The organism is Mesorhizobium sp. P2_E9, from assembly GCF_056403815.1.
Window position 1 is genome coordinate 1 of the sequence record NZ_JBFUET010000022.1, and the last position, 19,727, is coordinate 19,727.

Here is a 19,727-nt window from a genome sequence, read left to right on the forward strand (position 1 = left end):
ACCTTCACCACTTTTCGCGCGATGCCAGTGGCGCTGGAGCAGGTCGACCTCCTCCTCACGCCCGACCAGCGGCGTGGGCGTCGTCCCATGCAGCGCCTCGAACCTGCTTTCGACAGCGCTCTCACGAAACACTTGATAGGGATGGATCGGCTCCGGAAAGCCTTTCACCTCGACGGCGCCAAGATCGCGATATTCGAAAAGATCGCCGACCAGCTGCCGCGTTTGCGGCCCGATTACGACCGCGTCGGGTTCGGCAAGAGCTTGCAGGCGGGCGGCGAGGTTCGGCGTCTCGCCCACGACGCCGCGCTCTTGCCCTTCGCCGGCGGTGATCAGATCGCCGACGACGACCTGTCCGGTGCCGATGCCGATACGAACCTGCAATGGCTCGGGGTCGGGGAGTCGCCTAACGGCATTGACGAGAGCAAGGCCAGCGCGCACCGCCTGCTCGGCGGCGTTCTCGTGCGCCTGCGGGTAGCCGAAATACACCAGAACTCCGTCGCCCATATACTTGGCGACAAAGCCGCCGAAGTGGGCGACCGTATCGGCGACACAGCGATGATACAGTCCGATGGTCTCACGCAGGTCCTCGGGATCCAGACGCGTCGCCAGCGCCGTCGAGCCGACGAGATCCACGAACATGACGGTCAGCTGTCGACGCTCCGCGCTTAATTCCCGGGTGCGGCTCTGAGCCGCGATGTCATCCGTGCTCGCGTCGGGATGGCTTGACGACGGCACGAGCCCCACTATCGCCTTGCGGAATCGCTTGCGATGACCGAGGAGCATACCGAGCTTCTCGAGGTCGGCATCGGTCAGCTCCGGCAGGACTTCCGCGTCGATCGCGTTGTCGCGAAATGCCTGCTCGTATTGCTGGAGGCCGAGCCCTCGCAACCAAGCGGCAACGTCCACACCAGCTCTCCCAAGGCTTAATTCGGGTCCCTCAGTCGCAATATTAACTCAGATGCCAGGGAAATGCTCTAGACCCGGATTTCTGTCGAAGCTGGAGGTTCCTCTGGAAGAATCGGGGCACGGAGTTCGACGTGGTTACCGTGGTGATGACAGCTATTGGCAGCAAAGCGGCCGATACGCTCCTATTGGTCAAGCGCCCGCATTGGGTCAGATCGCGTCATGCACCGCTCGCAACTGAATCACGGCAACGGGGTGGAAGCCGGTCGCTCACGGTGATCGGGTTTCGACCCTGGCACCTGTGATCATTGGCACCGCGGTTCGCACTTGTTCGCATGCGATAGCCACGGACACATATCCCGCTCTCCCGAAATATTGGCCAACCGTGTGGGAGCGATCGCCGGCGGCGAGGTTTCGACCCAAGCGTCGTTAGATTGCTCCCACGGCAGCCGTCATTGACCCGGGTAAGGTCCGATCTTTCCAAATATGGCGCGCAAGATCTTTGCGCGCTTAGCGGTTAAGTGCGGATCAGTATTGTCGGAGGCTTTGCGAAGCGCCTCAATCCACGAAATCTCATTCTCGCTCACGACAGTTCCGAAAATCTGCTTGATCGCCACCAACGCGCTGCTCTCAAAGTATTGCTCGAGCGCCAGGAGGAAAAGTCTTGCTGGGTCGCACTCCAGCGCTTTCGCGAGTCCGGGAACGCGGTCAAACGGAACTTTCGCGGCGCCCGACTTTATCATCGAGAGAAAATTAACGTTGGTAAACCCAGCTTGGACGGCTACGTCTTTCTGGCTTTTCCTCCCCTTCAATTGATCGATGCGACCGTCTATGAACTTCGCGATTTCCGTATGCGCATTTGGGCGACCTGCGGTATTATTCATTTCATTTCTCGCTACGATAGAGTTTATCTATCTAATATATAGCGAAACAAACATGGGTCTTTTCACAGTGTATGTTATTTTTATTTATGACTTCCGTAACTATTTTGCGCGAATCGGTCGTTAAATTTGGACGAAGAAGTCCAGTAAGGCATTCAGTATTCAAAACTTGTAAGACGGCAATCGTCCAATCGCAGCCGCCTTCGCCGCGATTGTCACGTCCCCATAGTCGTCGCCGGCAGTTCGTCCTGCATGGCCTTGGATGGCGTCAAGCGTCCGATCAGCAACCCCGGCCTCCCGACCGACCGTCTTGAAACGATGGCGCCAACCATGGCTGGGGCTGACACCTTGAGGGATGACCTTCTTTGCCTGCAACCAGTCACTTATCCGGCCCGCCACCGTTCTCGCGGGGAGCGCGCCGTTCTTCCTTTTGGAGGCTGGATAGAAGAGGGGGCCGTCGGGAGCGCCATTCACGAAATCCATAAAGCCCAGGTCGATTAGTTGCTGGTGCAATGGAACATCGCGATAATTGCCCGCCTTTACCGAACCCGCGTCCGGCGCGATGCGGACGACCGGCACCTCTTTCTCATAGCGAAAGTCCTGTTTCCGGAGCTGGGTAATCTCGGCAATCCGCGCTCCGGTGTGGGCGCACAGGATGGACGACCATCGCATTGCGGCGGTTGTCTGCGGTGCTTCCCGCGTCTGTGGATTGTCAGAATGCCTCGGTTGATGGTCACGAGCGGCCTTCAAAACCTCGATCGCCTCATCCAGGGTAAAGCCCTGTTCGCGCGAACGCTGCTTTTTCGAAACCTTGATACGAACATTTTCCGCCACGTTGATTTCGAGCCGATCGTTGTTCACCGCCCATTTCAGGATCGTCCGCACGGACGCCAAATACACGCCAGCGACGGTTTTGCTGGCTAGCGTTTTTAAGCTCGCATCTTTCCAATCGAGGAGATTCTGCTTGGTCAACTTGCGGGCGTCGTCATGGCGTATAAACTTGGACAAGTTAGCGAAAACAGGCGTCCAGCGCTTACGTGCCTCCCTGCCCTTCCCGTCGGCAGCGCGTTCGTCCAGGTAGTCAGTAAGCAGACCTTTCAGTGAGACCGGCTGGCGGTCATCCTCGGCCGGCTGAGAGGTCGTTAACAACGGGTGCGAGGGATTGCCATTGAAATCACCGTCGTTTCTTTCGTCTTGTCTCGCCATGGCCTCGTAGGCCGACACGCAAAGCGCCTGTGCGATCAGGCGCCACTTCAGACTCCCCTTCACCTCAGTGTGATTGCCGAGAGCCTTGAAACGTTCGATACGATCGCCGACAAGCTGATCAAGGTCGTCGTCGGACAGCTTACCAGCATATCCATTGCGCAAACGCTCGCCTTTCTCATAGTCGACCTCAAAGCCCGCATACTGATGATAATGTGCCCGGATCTCTGCGTCGAAGGCGAGAAGAGCTTGGTAGTCCCGACCCGCTATCTGTGGTGGAGAAAGTGGATAGCGGCCGATAGTGATGGACCGTTCGCCAGCCGCGACGGCGCGGCGCTCGCCTAGGGCCATACTGTGCTGAAGGGCGGCGACAGCACCAGGGAGTGTTTTTAGGGCGGTTCGATAGTCGGGACCGAGCGGTGTTCGCAGTTCGGTCTTGCCGTCCATATACGGTCGAAGCTCTTTCGGGACGACAAGTCGTGCAAAATAGCGGCCGTCCCGATTCAGCAGATTTCGAACGCGGCCTGTCATCAATTCCATCCGTTTTGTTACGGCATTTGTAACGTCAGAATGGACAGAAACCGTTGAGTGTCAATGACTTCAATGATTTCAAGGAGATAGACTGGTGCTGCGAGAGAGGATTGAACTCTCGACCTCTCCCTTACCAAGGGAGTGCTCTACCACTGAGCTACCGCAGCCGCCGATGGCGGGGCTTCTGCCATATCGAACCGGTAAGCGCAAGGCCAAGAACAACGCTTCTGTGAAAGCCTTTGCCGGATAGCTTTCAATGACATGGCGGCGCCACAATGTTGACTATCCCTGAGCAGCAGGGTTGGCCGGTCGCCGGCCGGGGCGGGACGATGAGCGATAAGACAATTCCAGCCAAAAAGGGCGGTACGGACCGCAAGGACCGGCTCGCCGAGCAATTGCGCGCCAATCTGCAGAAACGCAAGGCGCAGTCGCGCTCGCGCCGTACAGGTGAAGCCGACCAGCGGCCGGATGGGCTCGGTTCGGCCAAGGAAATACAGAAAGATTAACTCAAATCAGCCACTCTTGGCCGGGATGCTGGGAAATCCTATTTCTTGAACCAAGACGGTCAATGGTCTAGACGGGCCGATACTCAAACGATTGAACCGGCCTTTTTGGCCGAGAGGGACTTTCTTCCATGGATCGCATCAGAATTGTCGGGGGCAACAAGCTCTCCGGAAGCATTCCGATCTCGGGCGCGAAAAATGCCGCTTTGCCCCTGATGATCGCCTCGCTGTTGACCGACGACACGCTGACGCTGGAAAACGTGCCGCATCTGGCCGATGTCGAGCAGCTGATCCGCATCCTCGGCAATCACGGCGTCGACTATTCGGTCAATGGCCGCCGCGAGAAGCAGAACGAAGGCTATTCGCGCACCATCAACTTCTCCGCCCGCAACATCGTCGACACGACGGCGCCTTACGAGCTGGTGTCGAAGATGCGGGCCTCGTTCTGGGTGATCGGGCCACTGCTGGCCCGCATGGGCGAGGCCAAGGTGTCGCTGCCCGGCGGCTGCGCCATTGGCACGCGCCCGGTCGACCTGTTCCTCGAAGGTCTGCAGGCGCTCGGCGCCGATCTCGACGTCGACACCGGCTATGTCATCGCCAAGACCAAGAATGGCCGCCTCATCGGCAACCGCTTCGTGTTCCCGAAAGTGTCGGTCGGCGCCACCCATGTGCTGATGATGGCGGCTTCGCTGGCCAAGGGCGAGACCGTGCTGGAAAACGCTGCCTGCGAGCCCGAAATCGTCAACCTCGCCGAATGCCTCAATGCCATGGGCGCCAAGATTTCCGGCGCCGGCACCCCAACCATCACCATCGATGGCGTCGAATCGCTGTCGGGTGCGCGTGTGCGCGTCATTCCTGACCGCATCGAGACCGGCACCTATGCCATGGCGGTCGCCATGACCGGCGGCGACGTCGTGCTCGAAGGTGCACGGCCAGAGCTGCTGCAGACCGCGCTGGACGTCATTTCGCAGACGGGTGCGGAGATCACGCCGACCAATTCCGGCATCCGGGTCAGGCGCAACGGCGCCGGCATTTCGCCGGTGGACGTGACGACCGCGCCCTTCCCGGCCTTCCCGACCGATCTGCAGGCGCAGTTCATGGGCCTGATGACCATGGCCAAGGGCAAGTCGCGCATCACCGAGACGATCTTCGAAAACCGCTTCATGCACGTGCAGGAACTGGCCCGGCTTGGCGCTCACATCACCCTTTCGGGCCAGACGGCGATCGTCGACGGCGTGGCAAAGCTGAAAGGTGCGCCGGTCATGGCCACCGACCTGCGGGCGTCCGTCTCGCTGGTCATTGCTGGCCTCGCTGCCGAAGGCGAGACCACCGTCAACCGCGTCTACCATCTCGACCGCGGCTTCGAGCGGCTGGAAGAAAAGCTGTCCAACTGCGGCGCGGTGATCGAGCGGATTTCGGCCTGACGATCGGAAGGCAGCAACTTCGGACGGAGAGTGCTCCGTACCGCCTTCATCCCCCTGCCAATACCGCAAACCCGAGGCAATTGCCTCGGGCGGAAGTCGTGTCGCGGTTGCACCGGCCGGAAAGACCGCCTAGAGCCTGTTTTATCTCGACGAGATCGGGACAAAACAGGCTCTAGTTTTCTCGTTTGAGCATGATCTTTTCCGAAAACCGGTTTCCACTTTTCGGGATCATGCTCTAACAGAAGGCTGAAACCAACCTTAGGTGCAAATTCCGCATGGCCCTCAAGCTTATCGCGCTCGACGACCAGGATCTGGGCATCGTTTCGGCTCATGTCCAGGACGCTGTCCTGAAAGTCAGTGATCTCGAATTCCTGCCTGCGGCCAAGCGTTTCGTGCTGACCATGAACCGTTTCGTCTGGGAGGCGAAGTCGGGCCTGTTCCGCCAGCACAATGAGCGGCGGCAGGCCGTGCTGCATTTCGACCGGGTACTCGGCGCCAAGACCAACGGCATTGCCCGCAACAAGCCGGCCGAGGTGCTGTCCCTGCTGGCGATCAGCTTCATCGAGATCAGCAAGCCTGCCGGCATCGTCGAGCTGATCTTTTCAGGCGGCGGCACCATCATGCTCGATGTTGAATGCATCGAGGCCCGCCTTGCCGACATCGGCGGCGCGTGGGAAGCCACGTCACGTCCCGTCCACAAGGCTTGAGCGCCCCATGGCCATCACGCTTGCCCAGTCCGATACCGATTTCGAGCAGCGCTTCGCCGCCTTCCTGCTGACCAAGCGGGAAGTGTCCGCCGATGTCGAGGCGGCAGTGCGCGCGATCATCGCGCGGGTGCGCGCCGAGGGCGATGCGGCGCTGATCGACTATTCCAGCCGATTCGACCGTGCCGACCTCAAAAGCGTCGGCATTGCCGTCTCGAAGGCCGAAATCGCCGCCGCTTATGACGGCGCCGACGCGCAGACGATCAAGGCGCTCGAATTCGCCCGCGACCGCATCCGCGCCTATCACGAGCAGCAGCTGCCGAAGGACAATCGTTATACGGATGCTGCCGGGGTCGAGCTTGGCTGGCGCTGGACGGCGATCGAAGCCGTCGGCCTCTACGTGCCGGGCGGCACTGCCAGCTATCCGAGCTCGGTGCTGATGAACGCCATACCGGCCAAGGTTGCCGGCGTCGACCGCATCGCGATCTGCGTGCCGGCCTCCGGTGGCGCCATACCGCCGCTGGTGCTGGTGGCGGCCGATATTGCCGGCGTTTCCGAGATCTACCGCGTCGGCGGCGCCCAGGCGATCGCCGCTCTTGCCTATGGCACCGAAACGATAAAGCCGGTGGCCAAGGTCGTCGGCCCCGGCAATGCCTATGTCGCGGCGGCCAAGCGCCAGGTGTTCGGCACCGTCGGCATCGACATGATCGCCGGGCCCTCGGAAGTGCTTGTGGTGGCCGACGGCAACAATGATCCGGACTGGATCGCCGCCGATCTGCTCGCCCAGGCCGAACACGATGTGTCGGCGCAGTCGATCCTGATCACCGACGATCCGGCCTTCGGCAAAGCGGTCGAACAGGCGATCGAACGCCAGTTGCAGAGCCTGCCGCGCGGCGAGACGGCCGCGGCGAGCTGGCGCGATTTCGGCGCTGTGATCCTGGTCCCGACCATCGATGCCTCGCTGCCTCTGGTCGACCGCATCGCCGCCGAGCATGTCGAGCTTGCCATCGACGATGCCGAAGGCTTCCTATCGCGGATGCGCAATGCCGGCGCCGTCTTTCTCGGCCGCCACACGCCGGAAGCCATCGGCGACTATGTCGGCGGCTCCAATCACGTGCTGCCGACGGCACGCTCGGCGCGCTTCTCGTCGGGCCTGTCGGTGCTCGACTTCGTCAAGCGCACCTCGGTCCTGAAACTCGGGCCGGAGCAGTTGCGCATGCTGGCACCGGCGGCGATCGCGCTCGCCAAGGCGGAAGGGCTCGACGCGCATGGCCGCTCCGTCGCCATACGGCTGAACATGTAGGCTGAGATGACGGGCTCCGATCAAACCCGCGCAAAGCTGATCGACGTCGAACTCGATGAATCGATCGGCCGTTCGACGCCCGATGTCGAGCATGAGCGGGCGGTGGCGATCTTCGACCTGATCGAGGAGAACAGTTTTCAGCCCGTCAACGACAGCGGCCCGGGTCCCTATCGGCTGAAACTGTCGCTGGCCGAGCAGCGTCTGGTCTTCGCCGTGGCGCGCGAGAATGGCACCGCGGTGGTCACCCACATCCTGTCGCTGACGCCTCTACGGCGCATCGTCAAGGATTACTACATGATCTGCGAAAGCTATTACGACGCCATCCGCTCCTCGACGCCGAGCCACATCGAGGCGATCGACATGGGCCGGCGCGGTTTGCACAATGAAGGGTCGCAAACGCTGATGGACCGGCTCGCCGGCAAGATCGACATCGACTTCGACACGGCGCGACGGCTGTTCACGCTGGTCTGCGTGCTGCACTGGCGGGGCTAGTCCTGGCACCCCTGCCCCGATCGGTCCTGTTCCTGTGCGGCATGAACGCCGTGCGCTCTCCAATGGCGGAGCAGCTGGCACGCCGGATGCTGCCGGCCACCATCTTCGTCGCCTCGGCCGGTGTGCGCGCCGGCGAGCGCGATCCGTTCGTCGATGCCGTGCTGGCCGAGGATGGCCTGTCACTGGGCGAGCGTCATCCCAGGACGCTGGACGATCTCGAGGACGACTATTTCGACCTGATCGTCACGCTGGCGCCGGAGGCGCACCATGCCGCGCTGGAGCTCACCCGCTCGCTCGCCGTCGAGGTCGAATACTGGCCGACACAGGACCCGACCGGCGCCAGCGGCACGCGCGAGCAGATCATGGCGGCCTATCGCGACGTGCGCGAGCGGCTGAAGTTGCGCATAGGCCGACGTTTTTTGCTTCCAGAGGCAAAAAACACGACGGATTAAGCGTGTTCACAAGCGAACGATTATCATATAGGTTCCGCCGAAATTCCAGCCGGGGCGCTGGAACTGCCATCCAAGCAAAGGTATCGAATGCCGAAGGAAGAAGTCCTCGAGTTTCCGGGTGTCGTGACGGAATTGTTGCCGAACGCGATGTTCCGGGTGAAGCTCGAAAACGAACACGAGATCATCGCCCATACGGCCGGCCGCATGCGCAAGAACCGCATCCGCGTGCTGACCGGCGACAAGGTTCTGGTCGAGATGACGCCATACGACCTGACCAAGGGCCGCATCACCTACCGCTTCAAGTAAGATCAAGGCTCGACTGGTCCGCGATGAGCATTTTGCAGAAGCTGGTGCTTGCCTCGGGTTCGCCGCGCCGCATCGAACTCTTGCAGCAGGCCGGCATAGAGCCGGACCGTATCCTGCCAGCCGATATCGACGAAACGCCGCTGCGTGCCGAGCATCCGCGCTCGCTGGCCAAACGGCTGTCGAAGGAAAAGGCCGAGAAGGCGTTCGCGTCGCTGAAGATCGAGACGGACTATGCGCCAAGCTTCGTGCTGGCCGCCGACACGGTGGTCGCGGTCGGGCGGCGCATCCTGCCCAAGGCCGAGACGCTCGACGACGCCGCCAACTGCCTCGGGCTGCTGTCCGGCCGTTCGCACCGGGTCTATTCCGGCATCTGCCTGATCACGCCGGGCGGCAAATTGCGCCAGCGGCTGGTCGAGACGCGCGTGCGTTTCAAGCGGCTGCCGCGCGAAGAGATCGACGCCTATGTCGCCTCGGGCGAATGGCGCGGCAAGGCCGGCGGCTATGCCGTCCAGGGTCTCGCCGGCTCGTTCGTCGTCAAGCTGGTCGGCTCCTACACCAACATCGTCGGCCTGCCGCTCTATGAGACGGTGGCGCTGCTATCTGGCGAAGGTTTCAAGATCCATCAAAGCTGGCTGTCCGCACGGCCATGAATTCCGACCCCAAAGTCACGCCGCTGCGCCCAAAGCGCCCCTGTCCCGAATGTGGCAAGGCCTCGGCGCGCGAGACCTTTCCGTTCTGCTCGACGCGCTGCAAGGACATCGACCTCAATCGCTGGCTGAAGGGCGCCTACGTCATCTCCGCCCGCGACGACGAGGAAGAGCCGGACGCCGACGAGCCTAAGTAAGGCCGGCTTTGTTTCTATGCATGTCGTTGTCCCAAAACCGGGGCCACTTTTGGGCGACATGCATTGGTCAGGCGGCCTCGGTCTTGCGGCTTGTCCGCGCCCAGGCCGGCAGCCAGTCGCCATGAGCAGCGAGGAGATCGTCGACCAGTGACCAGATCTGGTCGAGATCGAGCTCTGCCGCCGTGTGCGGGTCCATCATCGCCGCATGGTAGATGTGCTCGCGGTTTTCGCTCATCAGCGCCCGCACCGTCAGTTCCTGCACATTGATGTTGGTGCGGATCAGCGCCGTCAGCTGCGGCGGCAGGTCGCCTATATAGGTCGGCTGGATGCCGGAGGCATCAACCAGGCACGGCACCTCGGCGGCGCAATCGCGGGGCAGCGAGGTGATGCAGCCATTGTTGCGGACATTGCCGTAGATCACCGAGGGTTCGCCGGTCCACACCGAATTCATGATCGAGGAGGCATATTCCCTGGACTCCTCGACCTCGATGCGCTGAGCCGAACGATAGGCCTGTGCCTGGTCTTTCCAGCGCTCGATCTGTTCGATGCAGCGCTTGGGATATTCGTCGAGCGGAATGCCGTATTTCTCGATCAAATCGGGGCGGCCTTCCTTGATGAAATAGGGCGTGTATTCGGCGAAATGCTCGGAGCTTTCGGTGACGAAATAGCCGAGCCGCGTCAGCATCTCGTAGCGCACCTTGTTGGGGCAGCGCGGATTCCAGCCCGGCTTGGGCGCGCGGCCCTCACGATAGGCGCGCACGAGGTCGGGATAAAGGTCGCGGTAGGAGCCGTCGGGCTGGCGATGTTCGAACTTCAGATAAAAGGCCATGTGGTTGATGCCGGCCGAGCGGTAGCGGATCTCGTCGTAGGGAAGGTCGAGATCATGGGCCAGTTCCATCGCGGTGCCCTGCACCGAATGGCAGAGGCCGACCTGCCTGATCTCTGGATATTTCTCTGATATCGCCCAGGTGTTGATCGCCATCGGGTTGACGTATTGCAGCATGATCGCTTCGGGGCAGACGGCGAGCATGTCCTCGCAGACCTTCCACAGATGCGGCACGGTTCTGAGGCCGCGCATGATGCCGCCGACGCCGAGAGTATCGGCGATCGTCTGACGCAGGCCGTATTTCTTCGGTACCTCGAAATCCGTGACGGTGCAGGGTTCATAGCCGCCGATCTGGAAGGCGACGACGACGAAATCCGCCCCGGCAAGTGCCTTGCGCTGGTCGGTATAGGTTTCGGCCCTGGCCTTCACGCCAAGCGTCGAGATCAGCTTGTTGACGACAACGGCGCTCTCCTCCAGCCGCTGCGGGTTGAGATCCATCAATGCAATTGTTGCGCCCGACAGAGCTGGCCGCTGCAGCACGTCGCCAACAATGTTCTTCATGAACACCGTCGAGCCGGCGCCGATAAAAGTGATCCTGGGATGTCTTGCCATGCTGGTCTCCGGCATATGTTCAGGCCACGTCGAAAGCGGCCCTGACGAGCCGTTCGGTGTAGGCGGTCTTGGGATTGGTGAGGACCTCGTCGACGGGTCCCTGTTCGACGATCTTGCCGTGCTGCATGACGATGACGCGGTGGCACAGCGCGCGCACCACCTTGAGGTCATGCGAGATGAAGAGGTAGCTCAGACCGCGCTCGTCCTGCAGCTTGCGCAGCAAGTCGATGATTTGCGCCTGAACGGAGAGGTCGAGCGCCGATGTCGGCTCGTCGAGCAGGATGAATTCGGGTTCCAGCGCGATGGCGCGGGCGATGGCGACGCGCTGCCGCTGGCCTCCGGAGAATTCGTGCGGGAAACGCGACAGGATATCGCCGGGCATGCCGGCGCTGACCAGTGCCTCACGCACCCGGTCGACTCGCTCGGCCCGCGTCGTGCCGATGCTGTTGACGATCAGCCCTTCCTCGATGATCTGGCCGATCGTCATGCGCGGGTTGAGCGATGAGAACGGGTCCTGGAAGACGATCTGCATGCGCGAGCGAAACGGCCGCATCTCGTTGCGTGACAGGCTGTGGATCGGCTTGCCGTCGAAACGGATCTCACCGCGCTTGGCGTCGGTCAACCTCAGCAGTGCCTGGCCGAAGGTTGTCTTGCCGGAACCGGATTCGCCGACCAGCCCCAGTGTCTCGTGGCGGCAAAGCTTGAGGCCGAGATCGTCGACGGCGACCAGTTCGCGCCAGTCCGGCTTCAGGAAGCTGCCATGGCGCAGCATGAAGCAGACGCGCACGCCATTCGCTTCGAGAATGGTGCCGCTCCCCTCCGGCAGTGGCTGCGGCCGCCCGCGCGGCTCGGAGGCAAGCAGCCGCTGCGTGTAGGGATGCTGCGGATCGGCGAACAGCCGTTCGGTGACGTTGTGCTCGCACATCTCGCCGTGCTGCATGACATAGACGTAGTCGGAGAATTTGCGCACCACGGTGAGGTCGTGGGTGATCAGGATCACCGCCATCCGCAGCTCTTTCTGCAGATTGCGGATCAGGTTGAGTATCTGCGCCTGGACGGTGACGTCGAGCGCGGTGGTCGGCTCGTCGGCGATCAAGACGTCGGGATTGTTGGCGAGCGCCATGGCGATCATCACGCGCTGGCGCTGACCGCCCGAGAGCTGGTGCGGGTATTGCTTGAGCCGCGCTTCCGGCTCGGGGATCTGCACGTGCCGCAGCAGCTCGAGCGCCCGTGCCCAGGCCGCCTTGCGGCTCACCTTGCGGTGCACCCTGATGGCCTCGACGATCTGACTGCCGACCGTGTAGATCGGGTTGAGCGAACTCATCGGCTCCTGGAAGATCATCGAGATACGGTTGCCGCGCAGCTTGCGCCGCTCGCTCTCGGGGTATTTCAGGATGTTCTGGCCGTCATAACAGATGCTCGATCTCGGCGACATGGTGGCCCGCCTGGACAGCAGCCCCATGACGGCGCGCGCCGTCACCGACTTGCCGGAGCCGGACTCGCCGACGATGGCGATCGTCTCGCCGCGATAGAGCTGGAACGAGATGTCCTTGACCGCTTCGACGACGCCGTGTTCGACCTTGAAGGCGACCTCGATGTTGCGGGCATCGATGATGGGCTGGTCCTCGCGCCCGTCATGGTCATGACGAACGGTGGGTGCGAAGGACTCGGCGAGTACGACGGTCATCCCAGCCACCTCAATACGGATCGACGGCATCGCGCAGGCCGTCGCCCAGCGCGTTGAAAGCAAAAACGGTGGCGAGCACGAAACCGACCGGCGACAGGATCCAGGGATAGGTGCCGATGACGGAATAGGTTGCGGTGTCCTGCAGCATCAGGCCCCAGGAGATCAGCGGCGGCTTGACCGCGAAACCGAGGAACCCGAGGAAGCATTCGAGCAGCACCACGGTCGGGATCGCCAAGGTGACCGCGACGATCACGTGGCTCATCACATTGGGCAAGATGTGCTGCAGGATGATGCGCCGGTCCGTGGCGCCGACCGCCATGGCGGCGCGCACATATTCGATGCGCGCCAGCGCCAGTGTCTTGCCGCGCACCTCGCGCGACATCTGCGCCCAGCCCAGCGCCGACATGACGATGATGACGAAGGCAAGGAACACATTGGTCGGCGCGGTGACCGGGATCAGCGTCGTCAGCGCCAGATAGAGCGGCAGTTGCGGGAAGGCGAGCACCAGTTCGACGAAGCGCTGCATCCAGATGTCGAATCTGCCGCCGAAATAGCCCGAGACCATGCCGACGGTGGTGCCGATGACGGTGATGATGAAGACCACCGTCAGCGCGATCATCAGCGAGACGCGCGAGCCATGAATGGCGCGCGACAGCACATCGCGGCCGAACTTGTCGGTGCCGAGGAAATGCACCGGCAGGCCGTCCGTCGAGGCGAAGAAATGCCGGTCCGCCGGGATCAGCCCGAAGAGTTTGTAGGGCGCGCCCTCGACAAAGAAGCCAAGCAACCTCGGATGGTCGTAGTCGGGGCCGACGACGGGCTGGAAGGTGACCGGATCGAGGTCGGCCGAATCGGCCAGCGCATAGACCCGCGGCCGCGCGACGAAATTGCCGTCCTTGTCGTGGAAGGACGGCAATTGCGGCGGCGCGAAGCCGACATCGGTCGCCTTCGGGTCCATCGGTGCCAGGAACTCGGCGAACACGGCCATCACCAGCAGCAGCACGACGAGCCAGAGCCCGGCCATGCCGGTCCAGGAGCGCTTCAGCCGGCGCCACACCAGCGCCATGTAGCTCTCATTGCCGCGCGCCGGTTTGACGACGATGGGGCCTTCTGCCGGCAAGGGTGGTGGTGATGGATCGCGCGCCAGCATCTAGCTCTCTCCGTACTGGCGGATGCGCGGGTCAAGCAGGACGAGCAGCATGTCGGCGATGATGTTGCCGACGATCAGCGTCGCCGCCAGCACCATCATGAAGGTGGCGGTGACATAGACATCGCCGACCGCCATCGAGCCGACAACCGCCGGGCCGACGGTCGGCAGCGCGAAGATGATCGCCGTCTCGATCTCGCCGGTGAGCATGTAGGGCAGCACCACGCCCTGGTACATGACGAGCGGATGCAGCGCATTGGGCACGGCATGGCGCATGACGACGGCGCTGCCGGTCAGGCCCTTGGCCCTCGCCGTCTCGACATATTGGGCGTTGAGCGTATCCAGCAGATTGCCGCGCATGACGCGCATATTGTAGGCGAGGCCGCCGAAGGTGGCGATCGCCACCACCGGCCAGACATGCTTGACCAGGTCGACGAACTTCGCCCACGACCATGGCGCCCCGCCATATTGCGGTGAGAAGAATGAGCCGATCTCCGAGACGTTGAACTGGAAGACCAGGAGATAGACGATGATCAGCGCCATCAGGAAGCGTGGCACCGTCATGCCGAGGAAGGAGATCGCCGACAGCGTCGAGTCGATCCAGGTGTATTGCCGGGTCGCCGCCCATATGCCGAAGGTGATGCCGAGCACCGAGGCGAGCAAATGGCAGACCAGCGCCAGGAGCAGCGTGCGCGGCAGGCGCTCGCCGACGACGTCGGCCACCGGCTTGTTGTAGTAGAGGCTGTAGCCGAAATCGCCGCGCGTGATGATGCCGCCGATCCAGTTGAGATACTGGACGGGCAGCGGCTTATCGAGGCCATGCTCGACGCGGTAGGCCTGGGCCTGCGCATCCGCCTCGGCGAAGGACGCGCCGCCCTGGTTGATCAGCTGCGAGCGGATGTAGTCGGCATAGTCACCGGGTGGCGCCTGGATGATGGCGAAGGTGACGAGGCTCAGGATGGCGAGGACCGGTATTGCCGACGCTATGCGCATAGCCAAGAATCGCAGCATGGACGGTCCGCTTCCTCATCTCGCCGGACGCTCCCATTGAGGGACGTTCGAAGGGTTGGTCTGTCCCGGCCGCGCCAGCAGCGCGGCCGGGTCTCTCTTGGTCAGGGGAGGTAAACTTACATCGGACCCTTGTCTCCAGGCTTGCCTGGAAGCTCCTGCGGGAACAATTCGTATTTCGCCTGCTTGTCGGCCGTGACGAAGACGCGTTCGCGGACGATCGAGTCCTCGGCCCAGTTGAACATGAAGATCGGCGTGCCCTGCGGAATGTTCGAGAAGCGCTTGTTGACGATCAGCGCGCCGGGATATTCCGTCAGGCCGACATTGTAGATGTGTTCCGTCGAGATCTTCTGGAACTCTCTCATCAGGCCGGCGCGCTTGTCGTTGTCCTCCGACGCGACGAACTTGTTGACGATGTCGACGAGGTCTTTTTCGAAAGGCATCAGGTCGACCTCGCCGCTTTCCGGCGCGCGGTGGTTCCAGCTGGTCTTCGGGCCGACGGGCGCGAGCTGTTCGGTGTTCTGCACGACCGAGGTCAATTCCTGGTCGTTGCGCCGGATCAGCCAGTCGAAGCGGCCGGAATATTGCGAAGCATCGCGCTGGGTGCCGTTGAGGCCGTTGAGCACGACCCGAAGCCCGAGCTTTTCCATTTGCGCGACGACGCCTTCGGCGAGGCTCTTGTCCGTGCCGTAGTCGTTGTTGACCAGCATGACGATCTCGACGTTCTTGCCGCCGGCGGTGCCGGCCGGAAAGTTCACGAAACCGTCGCCGTCGGTGTCCTTGAGGCTGGCCTTGGCGAGCTCGGCCTTGGCGCCCGGGAGGTCGAAGGGATAATAGACGGTGGATTTGCGGTCATAGAAGCTGGTGCCCGAGGAGAAGCCGCCGGGATAGATGGCGGTGAACGGCCCCTTGACCAGCGAGTCGCCGAGCGCCTTGCGGTCGAGCGCCATGGTGACGGCCTTGCGGAAATCCTCATTGCGGTTGAGCTCGCGGACCGCCTGGCTGCGGTCGTCCGGGTTGCCCCAGCCATTGGCCGAATAGTTCAGGCGCAGATTGTAGCCGATGAGCCGCGGGCCGAAGGCGAGCCGTGCCGGTGCATTCGCCTCCGCCGCCCGCTTCAGCGAGGCGACGAAGTTTTCCGGCTGCTCGAGGTTGGAAAAGTCGGCAGAGCCGGCGACCGCCTGGACGTCGCGGTCGGCCCAGGTCGACAGCTTGTACTGCAGCTCGTTGAGGTAAGGCAGCTGGTTGCCCTTTTCGTCGACCTTCCAATAGTAGGGGTTGCGGCGCATGACGATGATGTCGTCCGCGCGGTACTCGACCGGCACCCAGGCGCCCATGACCGGCATGTTCATATATTCCGGTGGGAAGGCGTTCTTGAACTGGTCGTAGGTGTTCTTCGAATATTTCGGGTGCTGCGGCTTCAATATATGCGCGGGGCCGGGGCAGAAGGTGCCGTAGGCCATGGCGTAGAGATACTGCTTCGGGAAGGCGTCCTTGAAGGTCCACTCGACGGTGTAGTCGTCGATCTTCTTCAGCGTCGTGCCGACGCCGAAGGTTTCCTGCGTCGCGCCGTTGAGCGGTGAGACGTTCGGATCGACGACCTCGTCATCCCAGTAGAACATGACATCGTCAGCGTTGAAGGCCACGCCATCGGACCATTTGGCGCCCTCGATTAGATGCATGGTGAGCTTGTGGCCGTCCTTCGACCAGTCCCAGCTTTTGGCGAGGTTCGGCAGCGGCTCGGTGTCCTTGGCCTCGACCTGGAACAGCGGCGCGGTGCGCGTCAGGCACTCGGAGAGGCCGATATCGATGCCGCCCCAGCCTTGAGTCTGGCCGGCGCCATAGTTCCAGCCTTCCGGTCGTCCGCCGATGACATGGCGCATCGTATCGCCATAGACGCCGATCCCATCAGGCATGTTGGCCGTCTTGAAGACCAGCGGCTCCTTCGGCAGCCGGTCCTTCACCGGCGACAGCTTGCCGGTCTTGACATATTTTTCGGTGACCCAGTCGGGCTCGTGATATTCCGGCAGCGCCTTGAACTCCAGGATGGAGTCGCGCGCCACGTACTTGATCTTGCCCTCGGCCGGAAATGTCGCCGGTGTCGGCGGGACCGTCGGTTCGGATGCGAAAGCGTTGAGTGCCGGAACGGAGACGCTCAGCGCCAATCCGGCGGCAATGCCAATGCTGCGTAGGTTCCTCATTAACTCCTCCCTCGTGTTCAGATGTTTGCTGCTCGTCTTCTGCCTGGACGCCGACTGCGGTGGACCTGCCTCCCGTGGATCCGCCGCTGCGTCCGGGTTTTAGCCGGTCTGCTTCAGCGCGGCCTTTTCGGCACGCAATTCCTCGATCGAGCGGACATTGCGCCGAGCGGCACCAGCCCATTCGCGGGTCTTGACCACGGATTTCGACAGCCGCTCCTTGGCGGCCGGTACCGCATGCGCATATTGCGGCAGCCAGGCGGCCTGGGCGACGACCATTTCGTCGACCATCTGCCAGACCTCCTCCGGCGTCGACACCGCGCCGACCAGCGGGTCGTGCAGCACGGCGAGCTTCAAGAGATCGATGTCGCCCGATATCGCGGCATGCACCGACATGCGCTGGACGTTGATCGAGGCGATGCAGGTGGCGGCACAGGCCTCCGGCAGCGTGATGCCGGCGGCCATGTTGATGCCGAAACGGTCGACGAAGCCGGGCGACTCGATGATGGCGTCCTGGGGCAAATTGGTGATCACGCCGTCATTCCTGACGTTGAAGTGGCCGCGATAGACCCGGTTGGTCTCCAGCGCCTCGAGGATGTGGCTGGCATGTTCGTTGGAGCGTTTTGCCGGATCGATCAGCTTCGACGCCGCCTCGAGGAATTGCGGATACTCGGTCTCGAACCAGTTGCGGGTTTCGGTGGAGTAGCGGAGATAGCCGCCGGTCTCGCCATGGATCCAGTCCGACATGTCGATCCAGCGGGTGATCTCATCGGGGCGCTTGCGGTACCAGGGCAGGTATTCGGAGAGATGGCCGTTGCTTTCGGTCGAATAGACACCGAAGCGCTTCAAGACGTCGATGCGCAGCTTCTCCTGCTGCGAATAGACAGGATGCGCCTCGAAGGCGGCGATCAGCTCGTCCTTGCCGATCTTGCGGCCGTTCAGCCGCAGATCGATGAACCAGGTCTGGTGGTTGATGCCGGAACAGACATAGTCGAGCTCGTGCCTGGACTTCGCACCCAGAACCTCGGCGATCTGCTCGGCGCCGTGCTGGACGCCGTGGCAGAGGCCGACCGTGTCGACCTTGCCATACTCGATCGCCGCCCAGGTGTTCATCGCCATCGGGTTGGCATAGTTGAGGAATTTGGCGCCGGTCGCGGCGACCTCGCGGATATCCTTGCAGAAGTCGAGGATCACCGGGATGTTGCGCTGGCCATAGAGGATGCCGCCGGCGCAGATCGTGTCGCCGACGCATTGGTCGATGCCATATTTCAGCGGAATGCGGATGTCGTCAGCATAGGCCTCGAGGCCGCCGACCCGCACGCAGCTGATGACATAGCGCGCGCCTTCGAGCGCCTTGCGGCGATCGGTCGTCGCCGTCACTTTTGTCGGCAATCCGTTGGCCTCGACGATCCTGTCGAGGATCGCCTTGATCATCCCGAGATTGTGCTCGCTGAGGTCGGTCAGCGCGAATTCGATATCCTTGAATTCAGGCACACACAGGATGTCGGTGAACAGTTTTTTGGTGAATCCGACGCTGCCCGCACCGATGATAGCGATTTTGAAACTCATCCGCCGCACCTCATCTTGTTCCAATGACAGGCCGGAAATGACAGGGATGGGTTGCAGCCACATGCCGTGACATGTGTGCGCGACAAGCCGGATTCCGGCCTGCCAACCTCCCTGTCCGCTCCTCGCCTGCGGATCTCTCTCGCTTTTCCGGGGCGATTATGCCCTTATTCACGAGCGCGACCAGAGAAGGATTATGCTTTCAAGGGTAATTTTGTGCTGCGGGATTTGATCGCCAACGGACAGTCGATGCGCACGATCTCGCTGCCGCGGGGCCGACAGCGCCTGCATGCCATGCCGACGAGCACCGGCTATGAGGTGCGCGAGGACGAGACCTACGACTGGGATGGGCGCAAGCGCGGCCAGACGCCGTTCACCGTGCTCCAGCACACGATCAGCGGAACCGGCCGGCTGCGCTACGAGAACCGCAACTATCGCCTGCAAGAGAACGACACGCTGCTGGTGCTGGTGCCGCACAACCATCGCTACTGGCTGGCCAAGGACGAGCGCTGGGAATATTTCTGGATCTCGATGAATGGCGAGGAGGCGCTGCGCATCCACAAGTCGATCCTCAGCGTCTCCGGTCCGGTGTTCCGGCTGAAGCCGACAACGATCGATCACCTTGCCGATTGCAGCCTGCGTCTGGTCAAGGGGGCGGCGTCGCCGGGTGCCGCTTCCGCTATCGCCTACGAGGCGGCGATGGCGCTCTATGACGATGTCTTCGGCTCCCATGCCTTTGCCGAGAAACAGAGCGCCATGCAGCCGGTCATCGACCATATCAACGCCAATCTCGACAAACCGCTGCCGGTGGCGGACCTCGTCCAGATCAGCGGGCTCAGCCGCGCCCATTTCTCGCGCTGCTTCGCCGAGAGCGAAGGCCTGCCGCCCGCCGAATTCGTGCTGCAGCAACGCCTGCAACGGGCGGCGAAGCTGTTGACCAAGGCGGACTTCCTGCCGGTGAAGGAAGTCGCCATCCTGTGCGGCTTCGAGGACGCGAACTATTTTTCGAAGGTGTTCCGCCGCCTCTACGGCACCACACCCAGCCAATTCCGCACCACCGGCATGTATGCCAATCTGCGGACCCCGACCAAGCGCGGCGTCAGGGTGTCTGACGACGAGACCTGACGCCGCTTCGCC

General features: G+C 62.2%; 19 protein-coding genes and 1 tRNA gene. 10 read left to right on the forward strand and 10 right to left on the reverse strand.

Features of this window, described 5'->3' with window-relative positions:
• From AC1D05_RS31220 to AC1D05_RS31235, 4 genes are all read right to left on the reverse strand, one after another.
• A partial coding sequence (locus tag AC1D05_RS31220) for an adenylate/guanylate cyclase domain-containing protein (protein WP_477446192.1) occupies positions 1 to 906 on the reverse strand: 906 nt, incomplete at its 3' end.
• A gap of 449 nt (positions 907 to 1,355) precedes the next feature.
• Positions 1,356 to 1,787 (reverse strand): XRE family transcriptional regulator, encoded by a 432-nt coding sequence (locus AC1D05_RS31225; protein WP_477446194.1) that lies wholly within the window; start codon positions 1,785 to 1,787, stop codon positions 1,356 to 1,358.
• 159 nt (positions 1,788 to 1,946) lie between these two features.
• A complete protein-coding gene (locus AC1D05_RS31230) occupies positions 1,947 to 3,518 on the reverse strand; it encodes a hypothetical protein (RefSeq protein WP_477446196.1) in 1,572 nt (523 codons plus the stop codon).
• 92 nt (positions 3,519 to 3,610) lie between these two features.
• A tRNA-Thr gene (locus tag AC1D05_RS31235) sits at positions 3,611 to 3,685 on the reverse strand.
• A 162-nt stretch (positions 3,686 to 3,847) separates the two neighbouring features.
• On the opposite strand from AC1D05_RS31235, the gene AC1D05_RS31240 reads away from it, so the two are divergent.
• From AC1D05_RS31240 to yacG, 9 genes are all read left to right on the forward strand, one after another.
• Complete coding sequence (locus AC1D05_RS31240) at positions 3,848 to 4,024, forward strand: hypothetical protein (protein ID WP_477446198.1); 177 nt, start codon at positions 3,848 to 3,850, stop codon at positions 4,022 to 4,024.
• 128 nt (positions 4,025 to 4,152) lie between these two features.
• The gene (gene murA / locus AC1D05_RS31245; protein WP_477446200.1) at positions 4,153 to 5,445 is read left to right on the forward strand and encodes a UDP-N-acetylglucosamine 1-carboxyvinyltransferase; all 1,293 of its coding nucleotides are present in this window, start codon (positions 4,153 to 4,155) and stop codon (positions 5,443 to 5,445) included.
• A 275-nt stretch (positions 5,446 to 5,720) separates the two neighbouring features.
• Positions 5,721 to 6,152 (forward strand): DUF2948 family protein, encoded by a 432-nt coding sequence (locus tag AC1D05_RS31250; protein ID WP_477446202.1) that lies wholly within the window; start codon positions 5,721 to 5,723, stop codon positions 6,150 to 6,152.
• Positions 6,153 to 6,159: 7 nt separating this feature from the next.
• Positions 6,160 to 7,452, forward strand: a complete 1,293-nt coding sequence (hisD, locus tag AC1D05_RS31255; RefSeq protein WP_477446204.1) for a histidinol dehydrogenase — start codon at positions 6,160 to 6,162, stop codon at positions 7,450 to 7,452.
• Between the two features lie 6 nt (positions 7,453 to 7,458).
• Positions 7,459 to 7,944, forward strand: coding sequence for a UPF0262 family protein (locus tag AC1D05_RS31260; RefSeq protein WP_477446206.1), 486 nt, complete (start codon positions 7,459 to 7,461; stop codon positions 7,942 to 7,944).
• Complete coding sequence (locus tag AC1D05_RS31265) at positions 7,932 to 8,396, forward strand: arsenate-mycothiol transferase ArsC (RefSeq protein ID WP_477446333.1); 465 nt, start codon at positions 7,932 to 7,934, stop codon at positions 8,394 to 8,396. The genes AC1D05_RS31260 and AC1D05_RS31265 overlap by 13 nt, the downstream gene beginning before the upstream one ends.
• A gap of 87 nt (positions 8,397 to 8,483) precedes the next feature.
• On the forward strand, positions 8,484 to 8,702 hold the full coding sequence (infA, locus tag AC1D05_RS31270) for a translation initiation factor IF-1 (protein WP_006200926.1): 219 nt from the start codon (positions 8,484 to 8,486) through the stop codon (positions 8,700 to 8,702).
• Between the two features lie 23 nt (positions 8,703 to 8,725).
• Positions 8,726 to 9,352: a Maf-like protein gene (locus AC1D05_RS31275; RefSeq protein ID WP_477446208.1), complete on the forward strand. Its 627-nt coding sequence runs from the start codon at positions 8,726 to 8,728 to the stop codon at positions 9,350 to 9,352.
• The gene (gene yacG, locus AC1D05_RS31280) at positions 9,349 to 9,546 is read left to right on the forward strand and encodes a DNA gyrase inhibitor YacG (RefSeq protein WP_477446209.1); all 198 of its coding nucleotides are present in this window, start codon (positions 9,349 to 9,351) and stop codon (positions 9,544 to 9,546) included. The genes AC1D05_RS31275 and yacG overlap by 4 nt, the downstream gene beginning before the upstream one ends.
• A gap of 67 nt (positions 9,547 to 9,613) precedes the next feature.
• Here the strand turns inward: yacG and melA (AC1D05_RS31285) are convergent, their stop codons facing one another.
• The 6 genes from melA (AC1D05_RS31285) to melA (AC1D05_RS31310) form a co-directional block, all read right to left on the reverse strand.
• Positions 9,614 to 10,984 carry an alpha-galactosidase gene (melA, locus tag AC1D05_RS31285; protein ID WP_477446211.1) on the reverse strand — a complete coding sequence of 457 codons (1,371 nt, stop codon included), beginning with the start codon at positions 10,982 to 10,984 and terminating at the stop codon, positions 9,614 to 9,616.
• Positions 10,985 to 11,003: 19 nt separating this feature from the next.
• Positions 11,004 to 12,671 (reverse strand): ABC transporter ATP-binding protein, encoded by a 1,668-nt coding sequence (locus AC1D05_RS31290; RefSeq protein ID WP_477446213.1) that lies wholly within the window; start codon positions 12,669 to 12,671, stop codon positions 11,004 to 11,006.
• A 10-nt stretch (positions 12,672 to 12,681) separates the two neighbouring features.
• Positions 12,682 to 13,821, reverse strand: a complete 1,140-nt coding sequence (locus AC1D05_RS31295) for an ABC transporter permease (protein WP_477446215.1) — start codon at positions 13,819 to 13,821, stop codon at positions 12,682 to 12,684.
• Positions 13,822 to 14,829 (reverse strand): ABC transporter permease, encoded by a 1,008-nt coding sequence (locus tag AC1D05_RS31300; protein ID WP_095198262.1) that lies wholly within the window; start codon positions 14,827 to 14,829, stop codon positions 13,822 to 13,824.
• Between the two features lie 116 nt (positions 14,830 to 14,945).
• Positions 14,946 to 17,027 (reverse strand): ABC transporter substrate-binding protein, encoded by a 2,082-nt coding sequence (locus AC1D05_RS31305; protein ID WP_477446217.1) that lies wholly within the window; start codon positions 17,025 to 17,027, stop codon positions 14,946 to 14,948.
• A gap of 99 nt (positions 17,028 to 17,126) precedes the next feature.
• Positions 17,127 to 18,593: an alpha-galactosidase gene (melA, locus tag AC1D05_RS31310; protein WP_477446219.1), complete on the reverse strand. Its 1,467-nt coding sequence runs from the start codon at positions 18,591 to 18,593 to the stop codon at positions 17,127 to 17,129.
• A 213-nt stretch (positions 18,594 to 18,806) separates the two neighbouring features.
• On the opposite strand from melA (AC1D05_RS31310), the gene AC1D05_RS31315 reads away from it, so the two are divergent.
• On the forward strand, positions 18,807 to 19,715 hold the full coding sequence (locus tag AC1D05_RS31315) for a helix-turn-helix domain-containing protein (RefSeq protein ID WP_477446221.1): 909 nt from the start codon (positions 18,807 to 18,809) through the stop codon (positions 19,713 to 19,715).
• Positions 19,716 to 19,727: the final 12 nt, after the last annotated feature.